The sequence below is a fragment of the Blautia schinkii genome (assembly GCF_013304825.1).
GTDB lineage: Bacteria > Bacillota > Clostridia > Lachnospirales > Lachnospiraceae > Blautia_A > Blautia_A schinkii_B.
Genome location: NZ_JAAWUO010000010.1, coordinates 125,326 through 144,935, shown reverse-complemented (window position 1 = coordinate 144,935; position 19,610 = coordinate 125,326). Strand labels below are relative to the sequence as shown.

At 45.3% G+C, this 19,610-nt stretch carries 20 protein-coding genes; 17 read left to right on the top strand and 3 right to left on the bottom strand.

Going from position 1 to position 19,610, the window contains the following annotated elements:
- The first annotated feature begins 62 nt into the window (after nucleotides 1-62).
- Both HFM85_RS09450 and HFM85_RS09445 read left to right on the top strand, forming a co-directional pair.
- The gene (locus tag HFM85_RS09450; protein WP_243251412.1) at nucleotides 63-1,016 is read left to right on the top strand and encodes an SH3 domain-containing protein; all 954 of its coding nucleotides are present in this window, start codon (nucleotides 63-65) and stop codon (nucleotides 1,014-1,016) included.
- A 41-nt stretch (nucleotides 1,017-1,057) separates the two neighbouring features.
- Nucleotides 1,058-1,969: a LysR family transcriptional regulator gene (locus HFM85_RS09445; protein ID WP_173737967.1), complete on the top strand. Its 912-nt coding sequence runs from the start codon at nucleotides 1,058-1,060 to the stop codon at nucleotides 1,967-1,969.
- A gap of 139 nt (nucleotides 1,970-2,108) precedes the next feature.
- Here the strand turns inward: HFM85_RS09445 and HFM85_RS09440 are convergent, their stop codons facing one another.
- Complete coding sequence (locus HFM85_RS09440) at nucleotides 2,109-2,627, bottom strand: nitroreductase family protein (protein WP_173737966.1); 519 nt, start codon at nucleotides 2,625-2,627, stop codon at nucleotides 2,109-2,111.
- A 285-nt stretch (nucleotides 2,628-2,912) separates the two neighbouring features.
- On the opposite strand from HFM85_RS09440, the gene HFM85_RS09435 reads away from it, so the two are divergent.
- The gene (locus tag HFM85_RS09435) at nucleotides 2,913-3,182 is read left to right on the top strand and encodes an acylphosphatase (RefSeq protein WP_119239247.1); all 270 of its coding nucleotides are present in this window, start codon (nucleotides 2,913-2,915) and stop codon (nucleotides 3,180-3,182) included.
- A 19-nt stretch (nucleotides 3,183-3,201) separates the two neighbouring features.
- On the opposite strand, the gene HFM85_RS09430 is transcribed toward HFM85_RS09435, so the two are convergent.
- Nucleotides 3,202-4,365, bottom strand: a complete 1,164-nt coding sequence (locus HFM85_RS09430; protein WP_173737965.1) for a CdaR family transcriptional regulator — start codon at nucleotides 4,363-4,365, stop codon at nucleotides 3,202-3,204.
- A gap of 261 nt (nucleotides 4,366-4,626) precedes the next feature.
- Here HFM85_RS09430 and HFM85_RS09425 point away from each other — a divergent pair, with 261 nt between their 5' ends.
- Complete coding sequence (locus HFM85_RS09425; protein WP_173737964.1) at nucleotides 4,627-5,757, top strand: glycerate kinase family protein; 1,131 nt, start codon at nucleotides 4,627-4,629, stop codon at nucleotides 5,755-5,757.
- Between the two features lie 129 nt (nucleotides 5,758-5,886).
- Here HFM85_RS09425 and HFM85_RS09420 read toward each other — a convergent pair whose 3' ends face one another.
- A complete protein-coding gene (locus tag HFM85_RS09420) occupies nucleotides 5,887-7,680 on the bottom strand; it encodes a flavin reductase (protein ID WP_173737963.1) in 1,794 nt (597 codons plus the stop codon).
- 371 nt (nucleotides 7,681-8,051) lie between these two features.
- Between HFM85_RS09420 and HFM85_RS09415 the strand changes: the two genes are divergently transcribed.
- The 13 genes from HFM85_RS09415 (at nucleotide 8,052) to HFM85_RS09355 (ending at nucleotide 19,512) form a co-directional block, all read left to right on the top strand.
- On the top strand, nucleotides 8,052-8,690 hold the full coding sequence (locus HFM85_RS09415) for a Crp/Fnr family transcriptional regulator (protein ID WP_119239250.1): 639 nt from the start codon (nucleotides 8,052-8,054) through the stop codon (nucleotides 8,688-8,690).
- 76 nt (nucleotides 8,691-8,766) lie between these two features.
- Nucleotides 8,767-9,258, top strand: a complete 492-nt coding sequence (locus tag HFM85_RS09410; protein WP_173737962.1) for a GNAT family N-acetyltransferase — start codon at nucleotides 8,767-8,769, stop codon at nucleotides 9,256-9,258.
- 137 nt (nucleotides 9,259-9,395) lie between these two features.
- Nucleotides 9,396-9,959 (top strand): class I SAM-dependent methyltransferase, encoded by a 564-nt coding sequence (locus HFM85_RS09405; RefSeq protein WP_173737977.1) that lies wholly within the window; start codon nucleotides 9,396-9,398, stop codon nucleotides 9,957-9,959.
- Between the two features lie 16 nt (nucleotides 9,960-9,975).
- On the top strand, nucleotides 9,976-10,242 hold the full coding sequence (locus tag HFM85_RS09400; protein ID WP_173737961.1) for a DUF1294 domain-containing protein: 267 nt from the start codon (nucleotides 9,976-9,978) through the stop codon (nucleotides 10,240-10,242).
- A gap of 221 nt (nucleotides 10,243-10,463) precedes the next feature.
- Entirely contained in the window at nucleotides 10,464-11,429 is a 966-nt protein-coding gene (locus HFM85_RS09395; protein ID WP_173737960.1) for a beta-ketoacyl-ACP synthase III, read from the top strand.
- A gap of 17 nt (nucleotides 11,430-11,446) precedes the next feature.
- Nucleotides 11,447-12,391, top strand: a complete 945-nt coding sequence (gene fabK / locus HFM85_RS09390) for an enoyl-[acyl-carrier-protein] reductase FabK (protein ID WP_119239253.1) — start codon at nucleotides 11,447-11,449, stop codon at nucleotides 12,389-12,391.
- Nucleotides 12,392-12,395: 4 nt separating this feature from the next.
- Complete coding sequence (gene fabD, locus HFM85_RS09385) at nucleotides 12,396-13,316, top strand: ACP S-malonyltransferase (RefSeq protein WP_173737959.1); 921 nt, start codon at nucleotides 12,396-12,398, stop codon at nucleotides 13,314-13,316.
- A 26-nt stretch (nucleotides 13,317-13,342) separates the two neighbouring features.
- The gene (fabG, locus tag HFM85_RS09380; RefSeq protein ID WP_173737958.1) at nucleotides 13,343-14,083 is read left to right on the top strand and encodes a 3-oxoacyl-[acyl-carrier-protein] reductase; all 741 of its coding nucleotides are present in this window, start codon (nucleotides 13,343-13,345) and stop codon (nucleotides 14,081-14,083) included.
- Between the two features lie 13 nt (nucleotides 14,084-14,096).
- Nucleotides 14,097-15,338 (top strand): beta-ketoacyl-ACP synthase II, encoded by a 1,242-nt coding sequence (gene fabF, locus HFM85_RS09375; protein ID WP_173737957.1) that lies wholly within the window; start codon nucleotides 14,097-14,099, stop codon nucleotides 15,336-15,338.
- A 2-nt stretch (nucleotides 15,339-15,340) separates the two neighbouring features.
- Nucleotides 15,341-15,901, top strand: coding sequence for an acetyl-CoA carboxylase biotin carboxyl carrier protein (gene accB, locus HFM85_RS09370; protein ID WP_173737956.1), 561 nt, complete (start codon nucleotides 15,341-15,343; stop codon nucleotides 15,899-15,901).
- 94 nt (nucleotides 15,902-15,995) lie between these two features.
- Entirely contained in the window at nucleotides 15,996-16,424 is a 429-nt protein-coding gene (fabZ, locus tag HFM85_RS09365) for a 3-hydroxyacyl-ACP dehydratase FabZ (protein ID WP_173737955.1), read from the top strand.
- Between the two features lie 9 nt (nucleotides 16,425-16,433).
- Nucleotides 16,434-17,798 (top strand): acetyl-CoA carboxylase biotin carboxylase subunit, encoded by a 1,365-nt coding sequence (gene accC, locus HFM85_RS09360; RefSeq protein ID WP_119239258.1) that lies wholly within the window; start codon nucleotides 16,434-16,436, stop codon nucleotides 17,796-17,798.
- Complete coding sequence (locus tag HFM85_RS09355) at nucleotides 17,788-19,512, top strand: acetyl-CoA carboxylase carboxyltransferase subunit alpha (RefSeq protein WP_173737954.1); 1,725 nt, start codon at nucleotides 17,788-17,790, stop codon at nucleotides 19,510-19,512. Before accC ends, HFM85_RS09355 begins: the two co-directional genes overlap by 11 nt.
- Nucleotides 19,513-19,610 lie beyond the last annotated feature (98 nt).

The window sequence follows — 19,610 nt, the reverse complement described above, 5'->3', positions numbered from 1 at the left end:
TGAAGTAGGAATGAAACATAGAAGTTTATAACTTTTTATAAGTTTTCAGTAACGGCATGTCTATGGAGAAAAAAACTTATCTGTCATTCATAAAAACAGTGAAATGCCTGGCACTTTTTGTATTTATTTTTGCGACGGCATTTATGATGACAACACAGAGGACACACGCAGCAGCAGGAACGACTTTTCAGGTGAATGTAAAGAGTGGTTATCTGGCTCTTCGAAGTGAGAAAGCTTTTGACAAGAGCAATGAGATTGGCCAGCTGAATACCGGAGATCTGGTTGAGGTTACAGACAGGAAGGATTCTACTTACTGGTATGCATATTCGCCGAAGCTTGATAAGTCCGGATATGTGGACAGGAATTATATCAAAGCGGTGGAAAGTGAATCCACATCCAATGATTCCTGGACTGTAAAAGTAAAAAGCGGTTATCTGGCTCTTAGAAACACAGCAGCCTATAATGACAGTAATGAGATCGGCCGTCTGAACACAGGTGATACTGTCCTTGTAAAAGATAGCAGTGATTCTACTTACTGGTATGTATATTCTCCGAAGCTTGATAAATGCGGATATGTGGATAACCGATACATTTATAACAGCGGTTTGTGGACAGTGAAGGTAGAGAAAGGTTATCTGGCTCTTCGAAATAAGCCTGCCTATAATGACAGCAATGAGATCGGTCAGTTAAATACAGGTGACACGGTACAGGTGAAGGATACCAGCGACAGCAATTACTGGTATGTGTATTCTCCGCTGCTTGATAAAACAGGATATGTGGACAAAAACTATATCACCGGTGGTTCAGAAGTTACGTATCCGACAATGACCGTCCAGGTGGAAAAAGGCTATCTGGCATTGCGGAATGCGAAAGCTTATGACAAAAATAATGAGATTGCACAGTTAAATACAGGCGATCAGGTGGAGATCATTGAGAAAAAAGACAGTACCTACTGGTATGTATACGTTCCCAAACTTGGAAAAGAAGGATATGTAGATAAGAATTACCTTAAATAATAAGCGTAAATTACCAAACATGGCAGCAGGGAGGTTGACAGATGACGCTGGCACAGCTTAGATATACGATTGAGATCGCAAAAGCAGGCTCTATGAATGAGGCAGCTAAAAGCCTTTATATTTCCCAGCCCAGTCTTTCCACAGCGATCAGGGAACTGGAAGCAGAGACTGGGGTTGAGATATTCCGGAGAACAAACAGAGGAATTGCAGTGACACCGGCAGGGGAAGAATTTCTGGGATATGCGAGACAGGTGGTTGAACAGTATAAACTGATGGAAGCCAAATATATTTCCAAGGAGCAGTCACGAAAGAAGTTCAGTGTTTCCATGCAGCACTATACATTTGCAGTGAATGCTTTTGTGGAGCTGGTGAAGCAGTTTGGAATGGATGAATATGAATTCGCAGTTCATGAGACAAAGACCTATCAGGTGATCGAAGATGTACGTGACTTTAAAAGTGAGATCGGAATTCTTTACGTCAATGATTTCAACCGAAAGGTTCTGACGAAGATGTTTCATGAATATGGCCTGGAGTTTCACGAGCTTCTGAATTGCAGCATCTATGTTTATATGTGGAAAGGCCATCCGCTGGCAAAACGAGAGATGATAACTCTGGAAGAACTGAAAGAATATCCTTGTCTGTCTTTTGAACAGGGAGGAAATAATTCCTTTTATTTTGCAGAGGAGGTTTTAAGTACTTACGAATATAAACGTCTGATCAAAGCAGATGACAGAGCGACTATGCTGAATCTGATGGTAGGACTTAACGGTTACACGCTGTGTTCAGGAATTATCTGCGAGGATCTCAACGGTTCTGATTACTGTGCTGTGAAACTGGATTCTGATGAGATCATGACTATTGGCTATATCGCAAGAAAAGGTGTTAATATCAGTGCCCTTGGAAAAAAATATCTCGAGGAGATCTCAAAATATAAGGATAAGGCGTTGAAATAAGTGAAAATAAAAATCTGGCAGAATTGTTACCGGATACGTAATGACACGTATGATAAGGGCTGTTCTGCCAGATTTTTTTGTTATGTTCGATTGGATCAGACAAAGAGTGAATATCCGCCTGACTTGGAAAGCGGTTGAATTAAACGCGGATCACAAATCCCTCTTTACGAGGCTTTGCATCCGGATACTCGCAGTCACGGTATCCCAGAACACAGTGGCCGATGCCAACATACTCTTCCGGAACGCCCCACTGTTTCTTAAGTTCTTTTCCTTCTTCGGAATCAAAAACTTCTCTTGCGCGGTGGATCCAGCAGGAATCAACATCAAGTGCATGAGCCGCGTTCATAAGATTTCCCATTACAAGGCTGCCATTCTCAACACATGTACCCATTTTGCTGTCTGAAAAAACAATGATAACAGTCGGAGCACCGTAGAATGGATCAGCTTTGCTGCCCATGACAGCAGCGTTCATTCTGGAAAGCTTTGCTACGAGGTCAGGGTCCTGTGTTACGACCATAAGAGTGCTCTGCTGTCCCATACCGCTTGGGGAATATTCACCGGCTGTCAGGATCAGATCCAGAGTTTCCTGAGGAACAAGGTCCTTCTTATAAGCGCGGATACTTCTGCGCTCCAGAAGATTTTTGATGCTTTCGTTCATAATATTTACCTCCTGAATAATTACAATTTCTGAAATTGCTATAGTAATCTGATGGAATTATTATAGCGCAGATAAGTCTGATTTCCAAGTAGTTATAACTTTACAACTTAAGGCAGAGTATTATATAATCGAATAAACTGCAAAGCAGGTTATTCGATGTAGAGTTGCGTAGCGAATGCTTTTATTCAATTAACGTAGAGTATTCCGGTGGACAGCTGTGATGCCGGGATATGTTGGGTGGAGATTGAGACGGAATATACGTGACAGAAGAATATGAGGTGTCAGATGGAAAAAATTCGAAAACATTTTTACTTTTCAGGAAGAGTTCAGGGAGTTGGATTTCGTTACCGCTCTTTTTATATCGCGCAGGATATGGGAGTGACCGGATGGGTGCGGAATCTTTGGGATGATCGCGTGGAGATGGAGGTTCAGGGAACCAGAGAGGAGATCCGGGAGATGGTTGAGAGGCTTTCCCAGCAGAATTATGTGGAGATCGAAGGAATCGAGTCTAAGGAAATCCCGCTGGAGAAGGAGAGTAGTTTCCGGATAAGGTGATATTGGAGGATCAGAGGACTTACTCCATCTCCAATGCCAGGTACAACAGAACAGCGTCCCGGAATTTCCGGGGATTAAGACCACATTTTTTATAAATGTGGTTTAATTTATATTGGAGAGTATTTTTATGGAGAAAAAGCTTTTCCGCAGTGTCGGCCAGTGACATTTCCAGGGAAAAATAGGTGCGAAGAAGTTCTTTTTCGTTGTCAGAGAGGTGGAGTATAGTTTTTCCGGCAAATTCTTTACGGTCTTCCGGTGATACAGAGGAAAGAATGATTTCCAGAGTGAGATTGTCAAACAGTACGTAATGTTCTATTATGCTTTCGTCAGTGTAATTGCCGGCTGCTGGAAACTGCAGACTGCGAAGGGCAGTTTCAGCCGTTGTCAGAGAAATACTGAGCTGATGCAGAGGCACAGATTTTCCCACTGCAATGGACAGAGTATCGCTATGCTTTTCAGTAAAACGGCGCAGCTTCCCGGAGATCTCAGAGAAACGGGAACTGTCTGCGACAGCCAGGTAATCGCCCGGGTAGCGAAAGGTGTACAGCGTGATTCCTGTATCTATGAAAAGATTTCGAATATGATGCTCTGGAAGGGAAAAATCAGTATTCGTTTTTACATCAACAGATGCATTTTCAGTAGAGCGGGCCTGTGCGGAATGCACTGTATCGGAATATATCCGTATCAGGATCAGCCGCTTGGGTGTGTCGGGATCAATCTGAAATTCTCTGAGACATTTCAGAAGATATTCCGGGTTCTGGGAATCGCCATGGAGCAGGGAACTGATGACAAAATGCTTCTTATCTGCCTGATGCTGGCTGTACTGGTTCAGTTCCTGCTCACGGATCAGAAGGCTGGTAATGCGCTGGGCCAGAAAAGCATATTTGCGCACTTTTTCCGGTGAGCCGGTGATACCGATCACGGCGAGAAGGTTGTTCTCATGATAAAGGGGCATATTGATTCCCTGCCGTGTCCCGGTAAAATTTTCGGATTCAGCCACTTCGATTGTAACGCCCGTGGCAGCAGCCTTTCGTCCGATTTCATGAAAGGTTCCGATTCGGGCAGAATTGGTACTGGCGATAATAGTGCCGGAGGGATTGATGAAATTGATATCATAGCTGCAGACGTCTTTAATGGTGTTGACGATCTGCTGGGCGAGGGTATGGCTGATGTGTGTGATCATAGGGAACCTCCTTGATTTCTTTTGGAAAGTATATCATATGGAGTTCAAAACTTCAATTTTGTTATGTTATATATAACAATAAAATATAGAAATATATAAAGAATATAGCATATATAACATATACATTTATTTCCGAATTTATTATGATAAGAACAGAAAAAAGGTTGAATGCAAATAGACATTCGCTCACTGCTGATGTGAAGCGCGGGCAGGGAATGAGAAGTCTGTTTTATGGAAAAAATCTCACAGGAGGAATAAATAATGAAGGTAGTTACAGCAATCGATTCTTTTAAAGGAAGCATGACATCCATGGAAGCAGGTTTTGCAGCAGCAGAGGGAATCCATCGCGTGGATGCCAACGCAGAGGTTCAGGTAAGACCGCTGGCAGATGGTGGTGAGGGTACTGTGGAGGCTCTTGTTGCAGGAATGAACGGAAAAACAGAGCATGTTAAAGTTACAGGACCTCTTGGTGAGCCGGTGATCTGTGAGTATGGAATTATCGAGAGCACAAAAACAGCAGTTATCGAGATGGCAGGAGCCGCAGGAATCACACAGGTTCCGGATGAGAAGAGAAACCCTCTTTACACCACAACTTACGGTGTAGGTGAGGTTATCAAGGATGCTATCGAAAAAGGCTGCCGCAGATTTATTGTAGGTATCGGCGGAAGTGCTACAAATGACGGCGGTGTGGGAATGCTTCAGGCACTTGGCTATGCATTCCTTGATAAAGACGGAAAACAGGTTCTTCCAGGAGCCCGTGGCCTCAAAGACATTGCAGAGATCACAGATGCCTATGTGATTCCGGAGCTTGCAGAATGTAAATTCCGCGTTGCCTGCGACGTAACAAATCCGCTTTGCGGAGAGCTTGGCTGCAGTGCTATTTACGGTCCGCAGAAAGGTGCGACACCGGAGATGATCAAAGATATGGACCAGTGGCTCGGTGCATATGCAGAGCTTGCAAAAGACCGTTTCCCGAAAGCAGATCCCAAATATCCGGGAACAGGAGCTGCCGGTGGAATGGGATTCGCTTTCCTTACATTTACAGATGCAGTTCTGGAATCAGGAATCAATATTGTTCTTGATGAGACAAAACTTGAAGAGTATATCAAGGACGCGGATCTTGTGATCACAGGTGAAGGGCGAATGGACGGACAGACAGCTATGGGAAAAGCACCTGTAGGTGTTGCAAAGCTTGCAAAGAAGCATGGCAAAAAGGTCATTGCTTTTGCAGGTGCAGTACAGCGTGATGCAAGAGCATGCAATGATGCGGGAATTGATGCCTTCTTCCCAATCCTCCGCGGTGTGGTAACACTGGAAGAAGCCATGAAAAATGAAAATGCAAAGCAGAATATGGCAGATACTGTGGAGCAGGTTATCCGATTGATGAAATAATATGGAAACGCAGAAAAGACAGGTTCGCTGTGATATTGATCACATTGTGCAACCTGTCTTTTTGCGGTTTATAATTTGTAAAAACAAGGGAGTTGTAACCTGATAGAATCAGTTTGGAAGGATTTTGTTTTATCCTTCGATCGGCTCAAAATCCACAGCTCCGTGCTTACACAGTGGGCAGATGATATCTTCCGGAAGTTCATCGCCTTCGTAAATATATCCGCAGACTTTGCATACCCAGCCTTTTTTGCCTTCGGTCTGTGGCTGCGGTTTTACGTGTTTCTGATAGTAGGTGTAAGTCATGGTTTCCTGATCGCTCATAACGCGGGCTTCAGTTACGCTGCAGATGAACATTCCGTGAGTGCCAAGATCCACATAATTCTCTACCTTCAGGGACATAAATGCGTTGATATATTTATCCAGGAACACAAGTCCATTGTCAGAGTGGTTCACTTTCTGGCCAGCAAATTTATCCACGCTTCTGCCGGACTGGAATCCGAACTGTTCAAAAACAGAGAACGGAGCATCCACAGACAGGCAGTTTACATTCATGATACCAGTCTGCTGGATCACATGATGGGAATAGTTGGCTTTGTTGATATTGACAGCAACGCGGTACGGATTGTCTGTGAGCTGTGTAACCGTGTTGACGATGAGACCGTTGTCTTTTTTGCCGTCATTGGATGTCACCACATAGAGGCCGTAGCCGATGCGGAACAGTGCAGTCATATCATTCTTATTTGCAAGATCATCGTTTTTGGCAATGTACTCCTGGCAGAGCTCGTCAGCCATTGCTTCTATCTGTTTACGGTTCTCCTCGTTTACAGCAGACATGATCTTGACGGTGGTGTTCAGCCAGTTGATCTTTTTGCATTTGGAAAGCATTTCCTTCATAACTTTGGCTGCAAGCGGTGCCCAGGTTCCGTTTTCAATAAGTCCGACTGTACGGTTCTGGAAATTGTGCTCCACAAGTCTGGTGATAAAATCATTCATAAACGGATAAATGCTTGCATTGTAAGTGGTTGTTGCCAGTACCAGCTTGGAGTAGCGGAAAGCATCACTTAGTGCCTGGGACATGTCATCTCTTGCAAGGTCGTAGACAAGGACATTTGGACATCCTTTGCTGCGGAATTTGTCGGCAAGCTGCAAAACTGCGGTTTTTGTGTGGCCGTATACGGAAGTGTAGGCAATCACGATTCCGTCATCCTCCGGTGTGTAGGAAGACCAGGTATCATAGAGACTGATGTAGTGGCCAAGGTTTTCATTGAGTACCGGGCCGTGGAGCGGGCAGATAGTCTGGATATCCAGAGTTGCAGCTATTTTAAGAAGGTTCTGAACCTGCACGCCGTATTTTCCTACGATGCCGATGTAATATCTTCTTGCCTCATCATCCCATGGCTCCTCAACGTCAAGAGCACCGAATTTTCCGAATCCGTCTGCGGAAAAAAGTACCTTTTCTGTGCTGTCATATGTGACCATAACCTCCGGCCAGTGTACCATTGGTGCAAACACGAAGGTCAGGTTATGCTTGCCAAGGGAAAGGCTTCCACCGTTATCTACTATAATTTTCTGGCCTTCCAGATCCAGGTCAAAGAAGTTCTGCATCATGCCGAATGCTTTTTTGTTGGAAACAATTGTGGTGTCCGGATAAGCTTTCATGAAGTTTGCGATGTTGGCTGCGTGGTCCGGTTCCATGTGCTGGACAATAAGATAATCCGGTTTGCGATCACCCAGAACCTGCTGGATGTTATCAAGCCATTCGTGGGTAAAATTGGCATCTACTGTATCCATGACAGCAGTTTTTTCGTCCAGGATCACGTAGGAGTTGTAGGACATACCGTTTGGAACTTTGTACTGGCCTTCGAAAAGGTCAATCTGGTGATCGTTTACGCCTACATATTTGATAGTATCTGTGATTTTCATGAGCAATACCTCTTTTCTTTCTATGGTGGATTTATGTGAGTGGCTGTTTTGTTTGTCCTTAACTTTGATAAAAATATAACAGATTTACCATAATAATTCTGTTGCAAATACAACAAAATATGGAAAAATATATAAATGTCATTATTAAAATAAACATTTTTCCAGGGGATTATTACAGCGTGTTTTCCAGATAATGTTTTATAAAATGCTTGTGATTTCGGTGCATTGCGAAGTGTACTGCTGGCCACGGAGTGAACAGTAATACAGAGCGTGATGTCATTCATGGAATGAACCGCTTTATCTTTACATTTCAGATATGCTGGTATAAAATCATGAGCAGATAACATGGGGAAGGATGGGGAAAAGAAGCTATGGAGCATATCACATTATTTACGGATATTCTGCCCGAAGAGCAGGAAAGAATGCGTGTCTGTTTCAAAGTCCGGGAGGCTTTTTTCCAGAATGGGGAGACGATCATGGAATATTCCAGCTCCATGAAAAAAATCGGTCTGATCCAGGAGGGACGGGCAGTTCTTTACTGCTGTGATGAAGACGGGAATGAGTATGTGATCGATGAACTGAACAGAGACAGCGTGTTTGGAGAGCCTTTTTTGCTTCCGGCAGATTCCCAGCATTATTATGTGTGTGCCACTACGGATACGAAGGTGATGTTTATTGATTATGAGCACGTGATCAAGCGATGTGAAAATGCCTGTCATCATCACAGTCAGATGGTCAGCAATCTTCTGCAGATGATCGCACTTCGCTCCAGACAGCAGACGGACCGTATCTATATGCTTTCCAGGTCCAGCACCAGAAAAAAACTGATGGCGTATCTTCATTCACTGGCCGCAGAGAAGAATACCGGGAAGTTTAAACTGCCGATGTCATATACTGCGCTGGCTCAGTACTTGAGTGTGGACCGCAGTGCCATGATGCGAGAGATCAGGAATCTGACTGATGAAGGTGTACTGTGGCGTGACGGGCGGAATGTGGAGCTGCTTATGTGAATGTAGAAGAGGGGAAATAAAATGCAAATGACTGTTTTGCTGTGTGCTTTGCAGAAATGCGAGAGGAGAAGTTATTGTGAATATTACAGTAAGAAAATACGAGGAAAAAGATCTTTCGGACCTGATCCGGATCTGGAATGAGGTTGTAGAAGATGGCGTGGCTTTTCCGCAGGAAGAATATCTGAATGAAGAAACAGGAAGAAATTTTTTTGCGGAGCAGACATATACAGCTGCGGCTGTAGATAAGGAAAGCGGAAAGGTTTATGGCCTTTATATTCTTCATCCCAATAATATAGGAAGATGCGGCCATATCTGCAACGCCAGTTATGCAGTAAGCAGAGATTCCAGGGGTCTTCATATCGGAGAAAAACTGGTGTCAGACTGTCTGGTGCAGGGAAAAGAGCACGGCTTTGGAGTTTTGCAGTTTAATGCGGTCGTGGCATGTAATGTTCATGCAAGACATCTTTATGAGAGACTTGGCTTCGTGCAGCTTGGCGTGATCCCGAAGGGATTCCGTATGAAGGACGGACATTATGAGGATATCTGCCCGTATTATCATGAACTGTAGAGACAGAAGCTATTCGTTTGAAGGTCTGTTTTATTTATGGAAGTTTTCGACAGGGGATGGATGTGCCTGATTGGAACGATCTCAAACTCGCAGCAGAGCTGGTGGTAGTGACTTTGCAGGAAAAGAAAGGATTCATTATGAAAAATCTTCAGATCACAGCATATACTCAGCATTTTATCAGGCAGCAGGTAATGCCGGGGGATATCTGTATTGATGCAACGATGGGAAACGGGAATGATACTGCACTTCTGAGCAGGCTTGCAGGAGAGAAGGGTCATGTGATTGCTTTTGACATTCAGAAGCAGGCACTGGAGCATACTGCGGAACGGCTTTTGAAGGATGGCTGCCCTGAGAATTATCAGCTGTTCCTGGATTCACACGAAAATATGATGAACTATGCAAAACCGGATACCGTATCCTGCATCACCTTTAATCTGGGTTATCTTCCTGGTGGGGATCATTCCATTGCAACTAAGGCTGACAGCAGCAAAAAAGCTGTGGAAGCTGGTCTTCGCCTGTTGAAAAAGGGTGGCCTTATGACATTGTGTATCTACAGCGGCGGGGACACCGGATTTCAGGAGCGGGACGCTATGCTGGATTTTATCCGGCAGCTGGATCCGCATAAATATCTGGTTATCCAGTCAGAATATGCAAATCGTCCCAATGATCCGCCAATACCGGTGCTGATTATTAAACTATAAGAGGAAGGGGAAAATCATGAACGATTACATATATTATTATCTATTGGCCGTCAACATCCTGGCCTTCGTATTATTCGGCATCGATAAACAAAAAGCCCGTCGGAATCTCTGGCGGATCCCGGAGAAAACCCTTCTTCTCAGTGCCCTCATCGGCGGCAGTGCCGGAGCGATCTTAGGGATGCAGTTTTTCCATCATAAAACGAGAAAACCTAAATTTGCAGTCGGTGTTCCGGTGATACTGGTTGTGGAGATTGTTGTAGTTTGGTTTATACAGACAATGTAAATAACAGCTGCCTGTCAGGCAGTGGAGTTTAATACTCCACGTCTGCGGCAGCTGTTATTTTATGAAAAGCCGGTTAAATAATGCGATAACGCAGCTCATACCAAAGGTTACTATAACATTTCTTCTTGACAAATACTTTTATGATGATATAATTTGATAATCAAAATATTTTAAAGCAAAATATAATCTAGAGAACAGCAGCAAAGATTATGGAGAGAAATATGACAGGTAAAATATGTGGAACAGGTTCCTGGGCACCGCCGAAAGTATGGGACAACAACGATCTGGCCAGGATGGTGGACACCAGTGATGAATGGATCCGGGAAAGAACCGGAGTGGTGCAGAGACACATTGCGGAAGAAAATGAAGATACTGTGACAATGGCATCAAGGGCAGCACAGAGAGCACTGGAAGATGCAGATATGAAGGCAGAGGAGATCGACCTTATTATTGTAGCGACCATCTCACCAACTGAGATCATGCCTTGTGTGGCATGCGGAGTGCAGGAAAAACTTGGCGCAGAAAATGCTACCTGTTTCGATCTGAACGGAGCTTGTACAGGATCTCTTCTGGCATTAAACACAGCACAGGCTTATCTGTCCCAGGGAATTTATCAGACAGCACTTGTGATCGGTGCAGAGAAATTATCCGGTTTAACGGACTGGACAGATCGAGGCACCTGCATCCTTTTTGGGGATGGAGCAGGAGCAGTTGTACTGAAAGCAGAAGAAGGCGGCAAATATGCTCAGGTAACACAGTCCATTGGAAAAAAAGGCGGTGCGCTTACATTACGAAGCAGAAACCAGATCCAATACGAAACAGATCCCAAAGCAAAAGAAACCTACATACAAATGAATGGAAAAGAAGTTTTTACCTTCGCAGTTTCGAAAGTTCCGGAGGCAGTAAAAAATCTTCTTTCCAGAGAAAAAGTTCCATGTGAGGACATTCGATATTATCTTCTTCATCAGGCAAACGAGCGGATCATCCGCTCAGCAGCAAGGCGAATAGGAGAAGACATTTCCAAGTTTCCCATGAATATGGATGAATACGGAAATACCTCATCAGCAAGTCTTCTGATCCTTCTGGATGAGGTGAAAAAAAGCGGAAAACTGCAGAGAGGCGATAAGCTGGTACTTGCAGGCTTCGGCGGTGGATTGACATATGGAGCGAGTTTGATTGAGTATTAATTTCCCGGAGGTAAAAAATGAAAACGAGAATCACAGAATTACTTGGTATTGAATATCCTGTCATTCAGGGCGGTATGGCCTGGGTAGCAGATCATCATATTGCAGCTGCTGTATCTGAGGCTGGCGGTCTTGGGCTGATCGCAGCAGCCAATGCACCGGCTGAATGGGTTCGCGAGCAGATCCGCGAGGCAAAAAAGCTGACAGACAAGCCTTTTGGTGTAAACATCATGCTTATGAGCCCAAGTGCAGATGAGGTTGCAAAGATTGTAGTAGAAGAAGGAATCAAGGTGGTAACAACCGGCGCCGGAAGTCCTGAGAAATACATGGAAGCATGGAAAACAGCCGGAGTAAAAGTTATTCCGGTGGTTGCATCAGTAGCTCTTGCAAGAAGAATGGAACGCTGTGGTGCAGATGCTGTTGTGGCAGAGGGAACGGAGTCAGGCGGACATATCGGAGAGACAACAACAATGGCACTGGTGCCACAGGTTGTTGATGCAGTACAGATCCCGGTGATCGCAGCAGGCGGAATCGCAGACGGCCGCGGAATCGCGGCAGCCTTTATGCTGGGAGCAGAAGGTGTACAGATGGGAACACGTTTCGTAGCAACTGAGGAATGTAATGTCCATGAGAATTACAAGCAGTTCCTTCTGAAAGCAAAAGATATCGATACAAGAGTAACCGGCCGTACCACAGGCCATCCGGTACGTACTTTAAGAAATCCGATGACAAAAGAATATCTGGAAAAAGAAGCAGCAGGAGCATCTTTTGAGGAGCTTGAGATGCTCACACTTGGCGGACTTCGCAAGGCTGTTGTAGATGGTGATGTAAAAACAGGAAGCGTCATGTCCGGCCAGATCGCAGGAATGGTGAAAGATGTGCCGACCTGTAAAGAGCTTATGACGAGACTGATCGCGGAAACGAAGGAAGCTGTAAAAAAACACGCTTTTCTTGTGGAGGAATAAGCAAATGGGAAAAATAGCATTTATCTTTCCGGGCCAGGGCGCACAGAAAGCTGGTATGGGAAAAGATTTTTATGAAAAATATGACACAGCAAAAAAGGTTTTTGATTCAGCCAGTGAGTGGCTGGATCTTGACATGAAAGCTCTCTGCTTTGAGGAGAATGATAAACTTGACCTTACTGAGTATACACAGGCGGCACTTGTCACAACCTGTCTTGCAATGGAAAAAGTGGTAGAAGAAATGGGACTTCACCCGGATGTGACAGCAGGGTTAAGCCTTGGTGAATACTGCGCCATTGAAGCAGCAGGCGGCATGGATCTGAAAGATGCCATTACAACGGTAAGAAAAAGAGGAATCCTTATGGAGCAGGCTGTTCCGGCAGGACAGGGCAGCATGGCAGCTGTAATGGGAATGGAAACAGAGAAGATCGAGGAAGTGATCTCAGATATTCCGGATGTGAGCATTGCCAATTATAACTGTCCGGGACAGATCGTGATCACAGGACTTGCCCAGGCAGTCAGTGAAGCTTCCGAAAAACTGAAAGAAGCAGGTGGAAGAAGAGTAATCCCGTTAAATGTCAGCGGTCCTTTCCATTCTGCAATGCTGAAAGAAGCAGGAAAAGAGCTGGGTAAGGTTCTGGAAAATGTCACTCTTCATCCCCTTCAGATCCCATATGTCACAAATGTAACAGCAGAGTATGTGGAAGATTCAGCAGAGACAAAAGCATTTCTGGAAGAACAGATCGCTTCTTCTGTTCGCTGGCAGCAGAGTGTAGAAAATATGATCAGCCAGGGAGTTGATACATTTGTAGAGATCGGACCAGGAAGAACTCTTGCCGGATTCATGAGAAAGATCAACAGGAATGTAAAAGTATATAATATCCAGACAGTAGAAGACGCAGAAAAAGTCTGCCAGGAAATCGGATGAAGATAATCGCCCAGAAAGGAATTCATATGTCAGATAAAAAAATCGCAGTAGTAACAGGCGGTGCGCGTGGAATCGGAAAAGCCATTGCCATGGAACTTGCAAAAGCAGGAAATATTGTAGTGATCAATTATAATGGTTCAGCAGACAAGGCAGAAGAGACCAAAAAAGAGATTGAGGCAGCTGGCGGACAGGCAGATGTGATGCAGTGCAACGTGGCAGATTTTAATGCGTGTGAGACTTTTTTCAAGGTTATTGCAGAAAGATATGGAAGAGTCGATATCCTGGTAAACAATGCGGGAATCACAAAAGACGGACTTCTCATGAAGATGAGTGAAGAAGACTTTTCCAGAGTAATTGATGTGAATCTGAAAGGTGCGTTCAACTGTATCCGACATGTGTCCAGAATGATGCTGAGACAGCGAAGCGGCCGGATCATCAGCCTTGCGTCTGTAGTAGGTCTCCACGGAAACGCAGGACAGGCCAACTACGCAGCCTCAAAAGCAGGAATCATCGGTCTGACAAAATCCGCTGCAAAAGAGCTTGCATCCAGAGGAATCACCGTAAACGCCATTGCCCCGGGATTTATTAAAACAGATATGACAGACGTGCTTTCTGACAAAGTAAAAGAAAATATCGCGGCATCTATTCCAATGGGAAAAATGGGAACAACAGAAGATGTGGCAAAAGCAGCAGCATTTCTGGCATCTGACGGTGCACGTTATATCACAGGACAGGTGCTCAGTGTAGACGGCGGAATGGCAATGTAGAGGAGAGTTGAGGATGAAAAGACGAGTAGTAGTAACAGGACTTGGCGCAGTAACACCTATTGGAAATGATGTGAAAAGCTTCTGGAACGGAGTAAAAGAAGGAAAAGTAGGAATCGGGCCGATCACCCGTTTTGATACAACAGGATATAAGGCAACACTGGCAGCGGAGCTGAAGGATTTTGTGGCAAAAGACCGTATGGACCCGAGAACAGCCAGAAGAATGGAGCCTTTTTCCCAGTATGCAGTAGTAGCTGCTCTGGAAGCTGTGGAAAATGCAGGCCTTAAGATGGAGGAGGAAGATCCGTACATGGTAGGCGTGATCATCGGTTCCGGTGTGGGAAGCCTTCAGGCAACAGAGCTTAATGAGAAGAAGCTTGTGGAAAAAGGCCCGTCAAGAGTTGATCCACTTCTTGTTCCGAAAATGATCACAAACATGGCAGCAGGAAATGTTTCCATTGCAACCGGTGCAAAAGGAAAATGTACTAACGTTGTAACTGCATGTGCAACAGGAACCCACTGTATCGGAGATGCTTTCCGTGCGATCCAGTACGGGGATGCAGATGTAATGCTTGCAGGTGGAACAGAAGGCGCGATCTGCCCCATCGGAATCGCAGGATTTTCAAGTCTGACAGCCCTCTCCACAAGCGAAGATCCGCTGCGTGCATCCATTCCTTTTGATAAGGACAGAGGCGGTTTTGTTATGGGCGAAGGTGCCGGCATTGTGGTTCTGGAAGAGCTTGAGCATGCGAAAAAAAGAAATGCCAATATTCTTGCAGAGGTTGTTGGCTACGGTGCAACAGCAGACGCATTTCACATTACTTCTCCGGCAGAGGACGGAAGCGGAGCAGCACGCGCTATGGAAAACGCCATGAAAGAGGCGGGAGTTGCACCTGAGGAAGTTGACTACATTAATGCACACGGAACCGGAACACATCATAACGATCTTTTTGAGACAAGAGCTATCAAGCTTGCGTTCAAAGATGCTGCAAAAAATGTGAAGATCAACTCCACAAAATCCATGGTGGGACATCTTCTGGGAGCAGCCGGAGCTGTTGAGTTTATTGTGTGTGTGAAATCCATTCTGGACGGCTTTATCCACCAGACAGTGGGAACGAAAGAGACAGAGGAAGAGCTGGATCTCAACTATATGATTGGTGCGCCTGCCAGTCAGGAAGTACGTTATGCAATGAGTAATTCCCTTGGTTTTGGCGGCCACAACGGAACATTGCTTGTGAAGAAGTATGAGGAGGACTGAAAATGGAGTTTAACCAGATCCTTGAGCTGATCGATCATGTATCAGCATCAGAGCTTACCGCTTTTACATATGAGACAGATGATCTGACACTGACAATGGAGCATGGAAAACCACAGATCATCCAGGGTGTTATGGGTGAAGCAGTGGAAAATATCCCGGCAGCAGGAATGACAGGTGGAAAAGTCCGCAGGGCAGTTCAGAAGACGGCAGACCAGGTGAATACAGAAGCGCAGAACAACCAGTCAGCATCTGCTGTGCAGGAAAGTAAGAGTCAGTCAGAAACCGTAACAGATACATCAGCTCCGTCCGAGGCTGCTTCTGATCAGTCCGGAAGCCTGGTAACATCCCCTCTGGTAGGAACCTTCTATGCGGCTCCATCCCAGGATCTACCTCCTTATGTACAGGTAGGAGATAAGGTGAAAAAAGGTCAGGTTCTTGCAATCGTGGAGGCCATGAAACTGATGAATGAGATCGAAAGTGATTTCGATGGAGAAATTGCAGAGATCTATGTGGAGAATGGAAAGCCTGTGGAATACGGACAGAAACTTTTTCGCATTAAATAAAAATTACAGATAAAGAACAGATACAGCTGCGGATGAAATATGCAATGATCTTCGGTCAGCACGCTTCACCGAAGCTTTTCAGGAGGATAAATAAATGAAACATCTTGATGTAAAACAGATCGAGGAGATCATCCCACACAGACATCCGTTTCTCCTTGTAGATTATATTGAAGACTATGAACCAGGCGAGTTTGCGGCAGGATATAAATGTGTAACTTTCCGCGAGGATTTTTTCAGAGGACATTTTCCACAGGAGCCGGTAATGCCGGGAGTCCTTATGGTAGAAGCACTGGCACAGGTAGGTGCAGTTGCCATTCTTTCCCTGGAGGATATGAAGGGAAAAACAGCGTACTTTGGCGGCATCAACAAATGCAAATTCCGCAGAAAGGTAGTTCCGGGAGATAAGCTTCGTCTTGAGACAAAGATCATCCGCAGAAAAGGTCCTGTAGGAATCGGCTCCGCGGTGGCATCTGTTGACGGGGAAGTTGCTGTAGAGGCAGAGCTTACATTTATGATCGGGTAAGGTGATTGTATGATTCGAAAGTTACTGATCGCCAACAGAGGCGAGATTGCGGTGCGTATTATCCGTGCCTGCAGGGAAATGGGAATTGCAACAGTGGCCGTTTATTCTGAGGCAGATGAGGAAAGTCTCCATACACAGCTGGCAGATGAAGCGATCTGCATTGGCCCGGGCCCTTCCGCACAAAGCTATCTGAACATGGAACAGATCATCAGTGCAACCATGGTTTCCGGTGCGGATGCCATTCATCCGGGCTTTGGCTTTCTTTCTGAAAATGCCAGATTTGCAGAACTCTGTGAAAAATGCGGCATCACTTTCGTAGGTCCGCCATCAAAAGTAATCCGTATGCTTGGCAACAAACAGATTGCAAGAAGCACAATGATAGCTGCAGGAGTTCCTGTAGTTCCGGGAAGTGAAGGCTCTGTGGATGATATTGAGACAGGTCTTAAGGAAGCTGAGCGAATCGGTTATCCTGTAATCATCAAGGCGGCTCTCGGAGGCGGCGGAAAAGGTATGCGTGTGGCAAATACGCCGGAAGAATTTCCGGAGGCCTATGCAACAGCCAGAAAAGAATCCGAGATCGCTTTTGGCGACGGTACTATGTACATCGAACATTTTGTGGTAAATCCAAGGCATATCGAGTTTCAGATCCTTGCAGACAGCCAGGGAAATGTGATCCACCTGGGAGAGCGTGACTGTTCCATCCAGAGAAATCACCAGAAGATGATCGAGGAATCCCCAAGTGCTGCAGTATCCGATGAGCTGAGAGAAAAAATGGGCCACGCAGCAGTGACAGCAGCCAAAGCAGCAGGTTATGTAAATGCCGGAACTATCGAATTCCTTCTGGAGCCTGACGGAAAGTTCTGGTTTATGGAAATGAATACAAGGATCCAGGTTGAACATCCGGTAACAGAGTGGGTTACAGGAATCGATCTTGTAAAAGAACAGCTGAAGATCGCATCCGGAATGCCGCTTGGGATCACTCAGGATAATGTCCGTATTATGGGACATGCAATTGAATGCAGGATCAATGCAGAGAATCCGCAGAAAAATTTCCGTCCGTCACCTGGAAAGATCAAAGGTGCACATTTTCCGGGGGGAAACGGAATCCGTGTGGATACCTGTGTATACAACGGCTGTAAGATTCCGCCGTACTATGATTCCATGCTTGCCAAGCTTATTGTCCATGCAGATAATCGCCGGGATGCCATTGCAAAAATGCAGAGTGCACTTGGGGAAGTGATCATTGACGGAATTGATACAAACATTGACTATCAGTATGAAATTTTAAAAAATGAGGATTATCAGTCCGGAAACTTTGACACTGGCTTTCTTGCCAGCCATACCATTGCAGGAGTGAAGATTAATGAGAATTAAGCACATGTTCAAAAAAACAGTCATGGATATCCGCGGTGAGGAGCGTGAAAATACGCCCGAAGTGCCGGATAACCTGATGCGAAAATGCAATGCCTGCAAAGCAGCGGTTTTTGTAGATGAGGTAAAACAGAATCATTATATCTGTCCTCATTGTGGCAATTATTTTCATATGCCTGCATACAGACGGATCAAAATGATTGCAGACAGAAAGAGCTTTGTGGAATGGGATGCCGAGATGGAGGAACAGAATCCTCTTCAGTACAGAGGATACGAGGAAAAGCTCCGTGCACTTCAGGAGAAAACAGGGCTTAACGAAGCTGTTGTAACTGGTAAGTGTACCATAAAAGGGATATCTGTGGCTTTAGGTGTCTGCGACTGCCGTTTCATGATGTCCAGTATGGGAGAAGTAGTAGGAGAAAAAATCACCCGTGTGTTTGAGCGTGCCACAGAAGAAAAGCTTCCAGTGATCCTCTACATCTGTTCCGGCGGTGCCAGAATGCAGGAGGGACTTGTATCCCTGATGCAGATGGCAAAAACAAGCATGGCACTTCGCAAGCACAGCGATGCAGGACTTCTCTATGTTCCGGTTCTCACAGATCCTACAACAGGTGGTGTAACCGCAAGCTTTGCTATGCTGGGAGATATCATTCTGGCAGAGCCGAAAGCTCTCATTGGTTTCGCCGGCCCGAGAGTCATCGAGCAGACTATCGGCCAGAAGCTTCCAAAAGGATTCCAGAAAGCGGAGTTTCTTCTGGAGCATGGATTTATTGATAAGATCGTGGAACGTGATGATCAGAGGATCGTGCTGGCAGATATTTTGAAATTGCATGAGAATAAAGGGCAAAATTCCAGTACATCCAAGGTAGCTGAATCGCATATATCAGACAAAAGTAACGGGAATACTGTATGGCCGAAATTTATCCCATCCGGTAGCTTCACTCCATGGGAGCATGTTCAGCTCGCCAGAGCCAAGACCCGTCCAACCGGAAAAGACTATATCGAAGCCCTCTTTGATGATTTTATAGAATTTCACGGCGACCGCCACTGCGGTGATGATGCAGCGGTAATCGGCGGTGTGGCTTTCTTTCATGGTCATCCGGTAACAGTCCTTGCCCAGGAAAAAGGCGAAGGAACGAAAGAAAACATAGCCCGGAATTTCGGAATGGTTTCCCCGGAAGGTTACTGGAAATCCTTACGTCTTATGCAGCAGGCTGAGAAATTCCATCGCCCGGTGATCTGTCTGGTGGATACTCCCGGTGCTTTCTGCGGACTGGAAGCAGAAGAGCGAGGACAGGGAGAAGCCATCGCAAAAAATCTCTACACACTGGCAGGTCTTACCGTCCCGGTGCTTTCCATTGTGATCGGAGAAGGCGGAAGTGGCGGTGCCCTTGCATTTGCAGTTTCAGACGAAGTATGGATGCTGGAGCATTCGGTTTATTCCATTCTTTCCCCGGAAGGCTTTGCATCCATTCTCTGGAAAGACAGCAAAAAAGCAAAGGAAGCAGCTGAAGTGATGAAACTGACAGCAGCAGATCTCTGTGAGATGGGAATGATAGAGCACGTAATTCCGGAAACAGAACCGGTAAGTCGGGAGAATATGGAAGATGTAGCCGGCTGTCTGGAAAATGGAATTGCAGACTTTCTTGAAAAATACAGCGGTAAAGAACCGGAGGAACTTCTGGAACATCGTTATCAGCGGTTCAGGAAAATGTAAAGTGAAAATCCAGTGGAAAAAAACCTATATTTATGTTACGATGGCTTCATAAACAGAGAACCGGGGAGATTTTTTGACTCCGGAGAAACAGGAGAGGG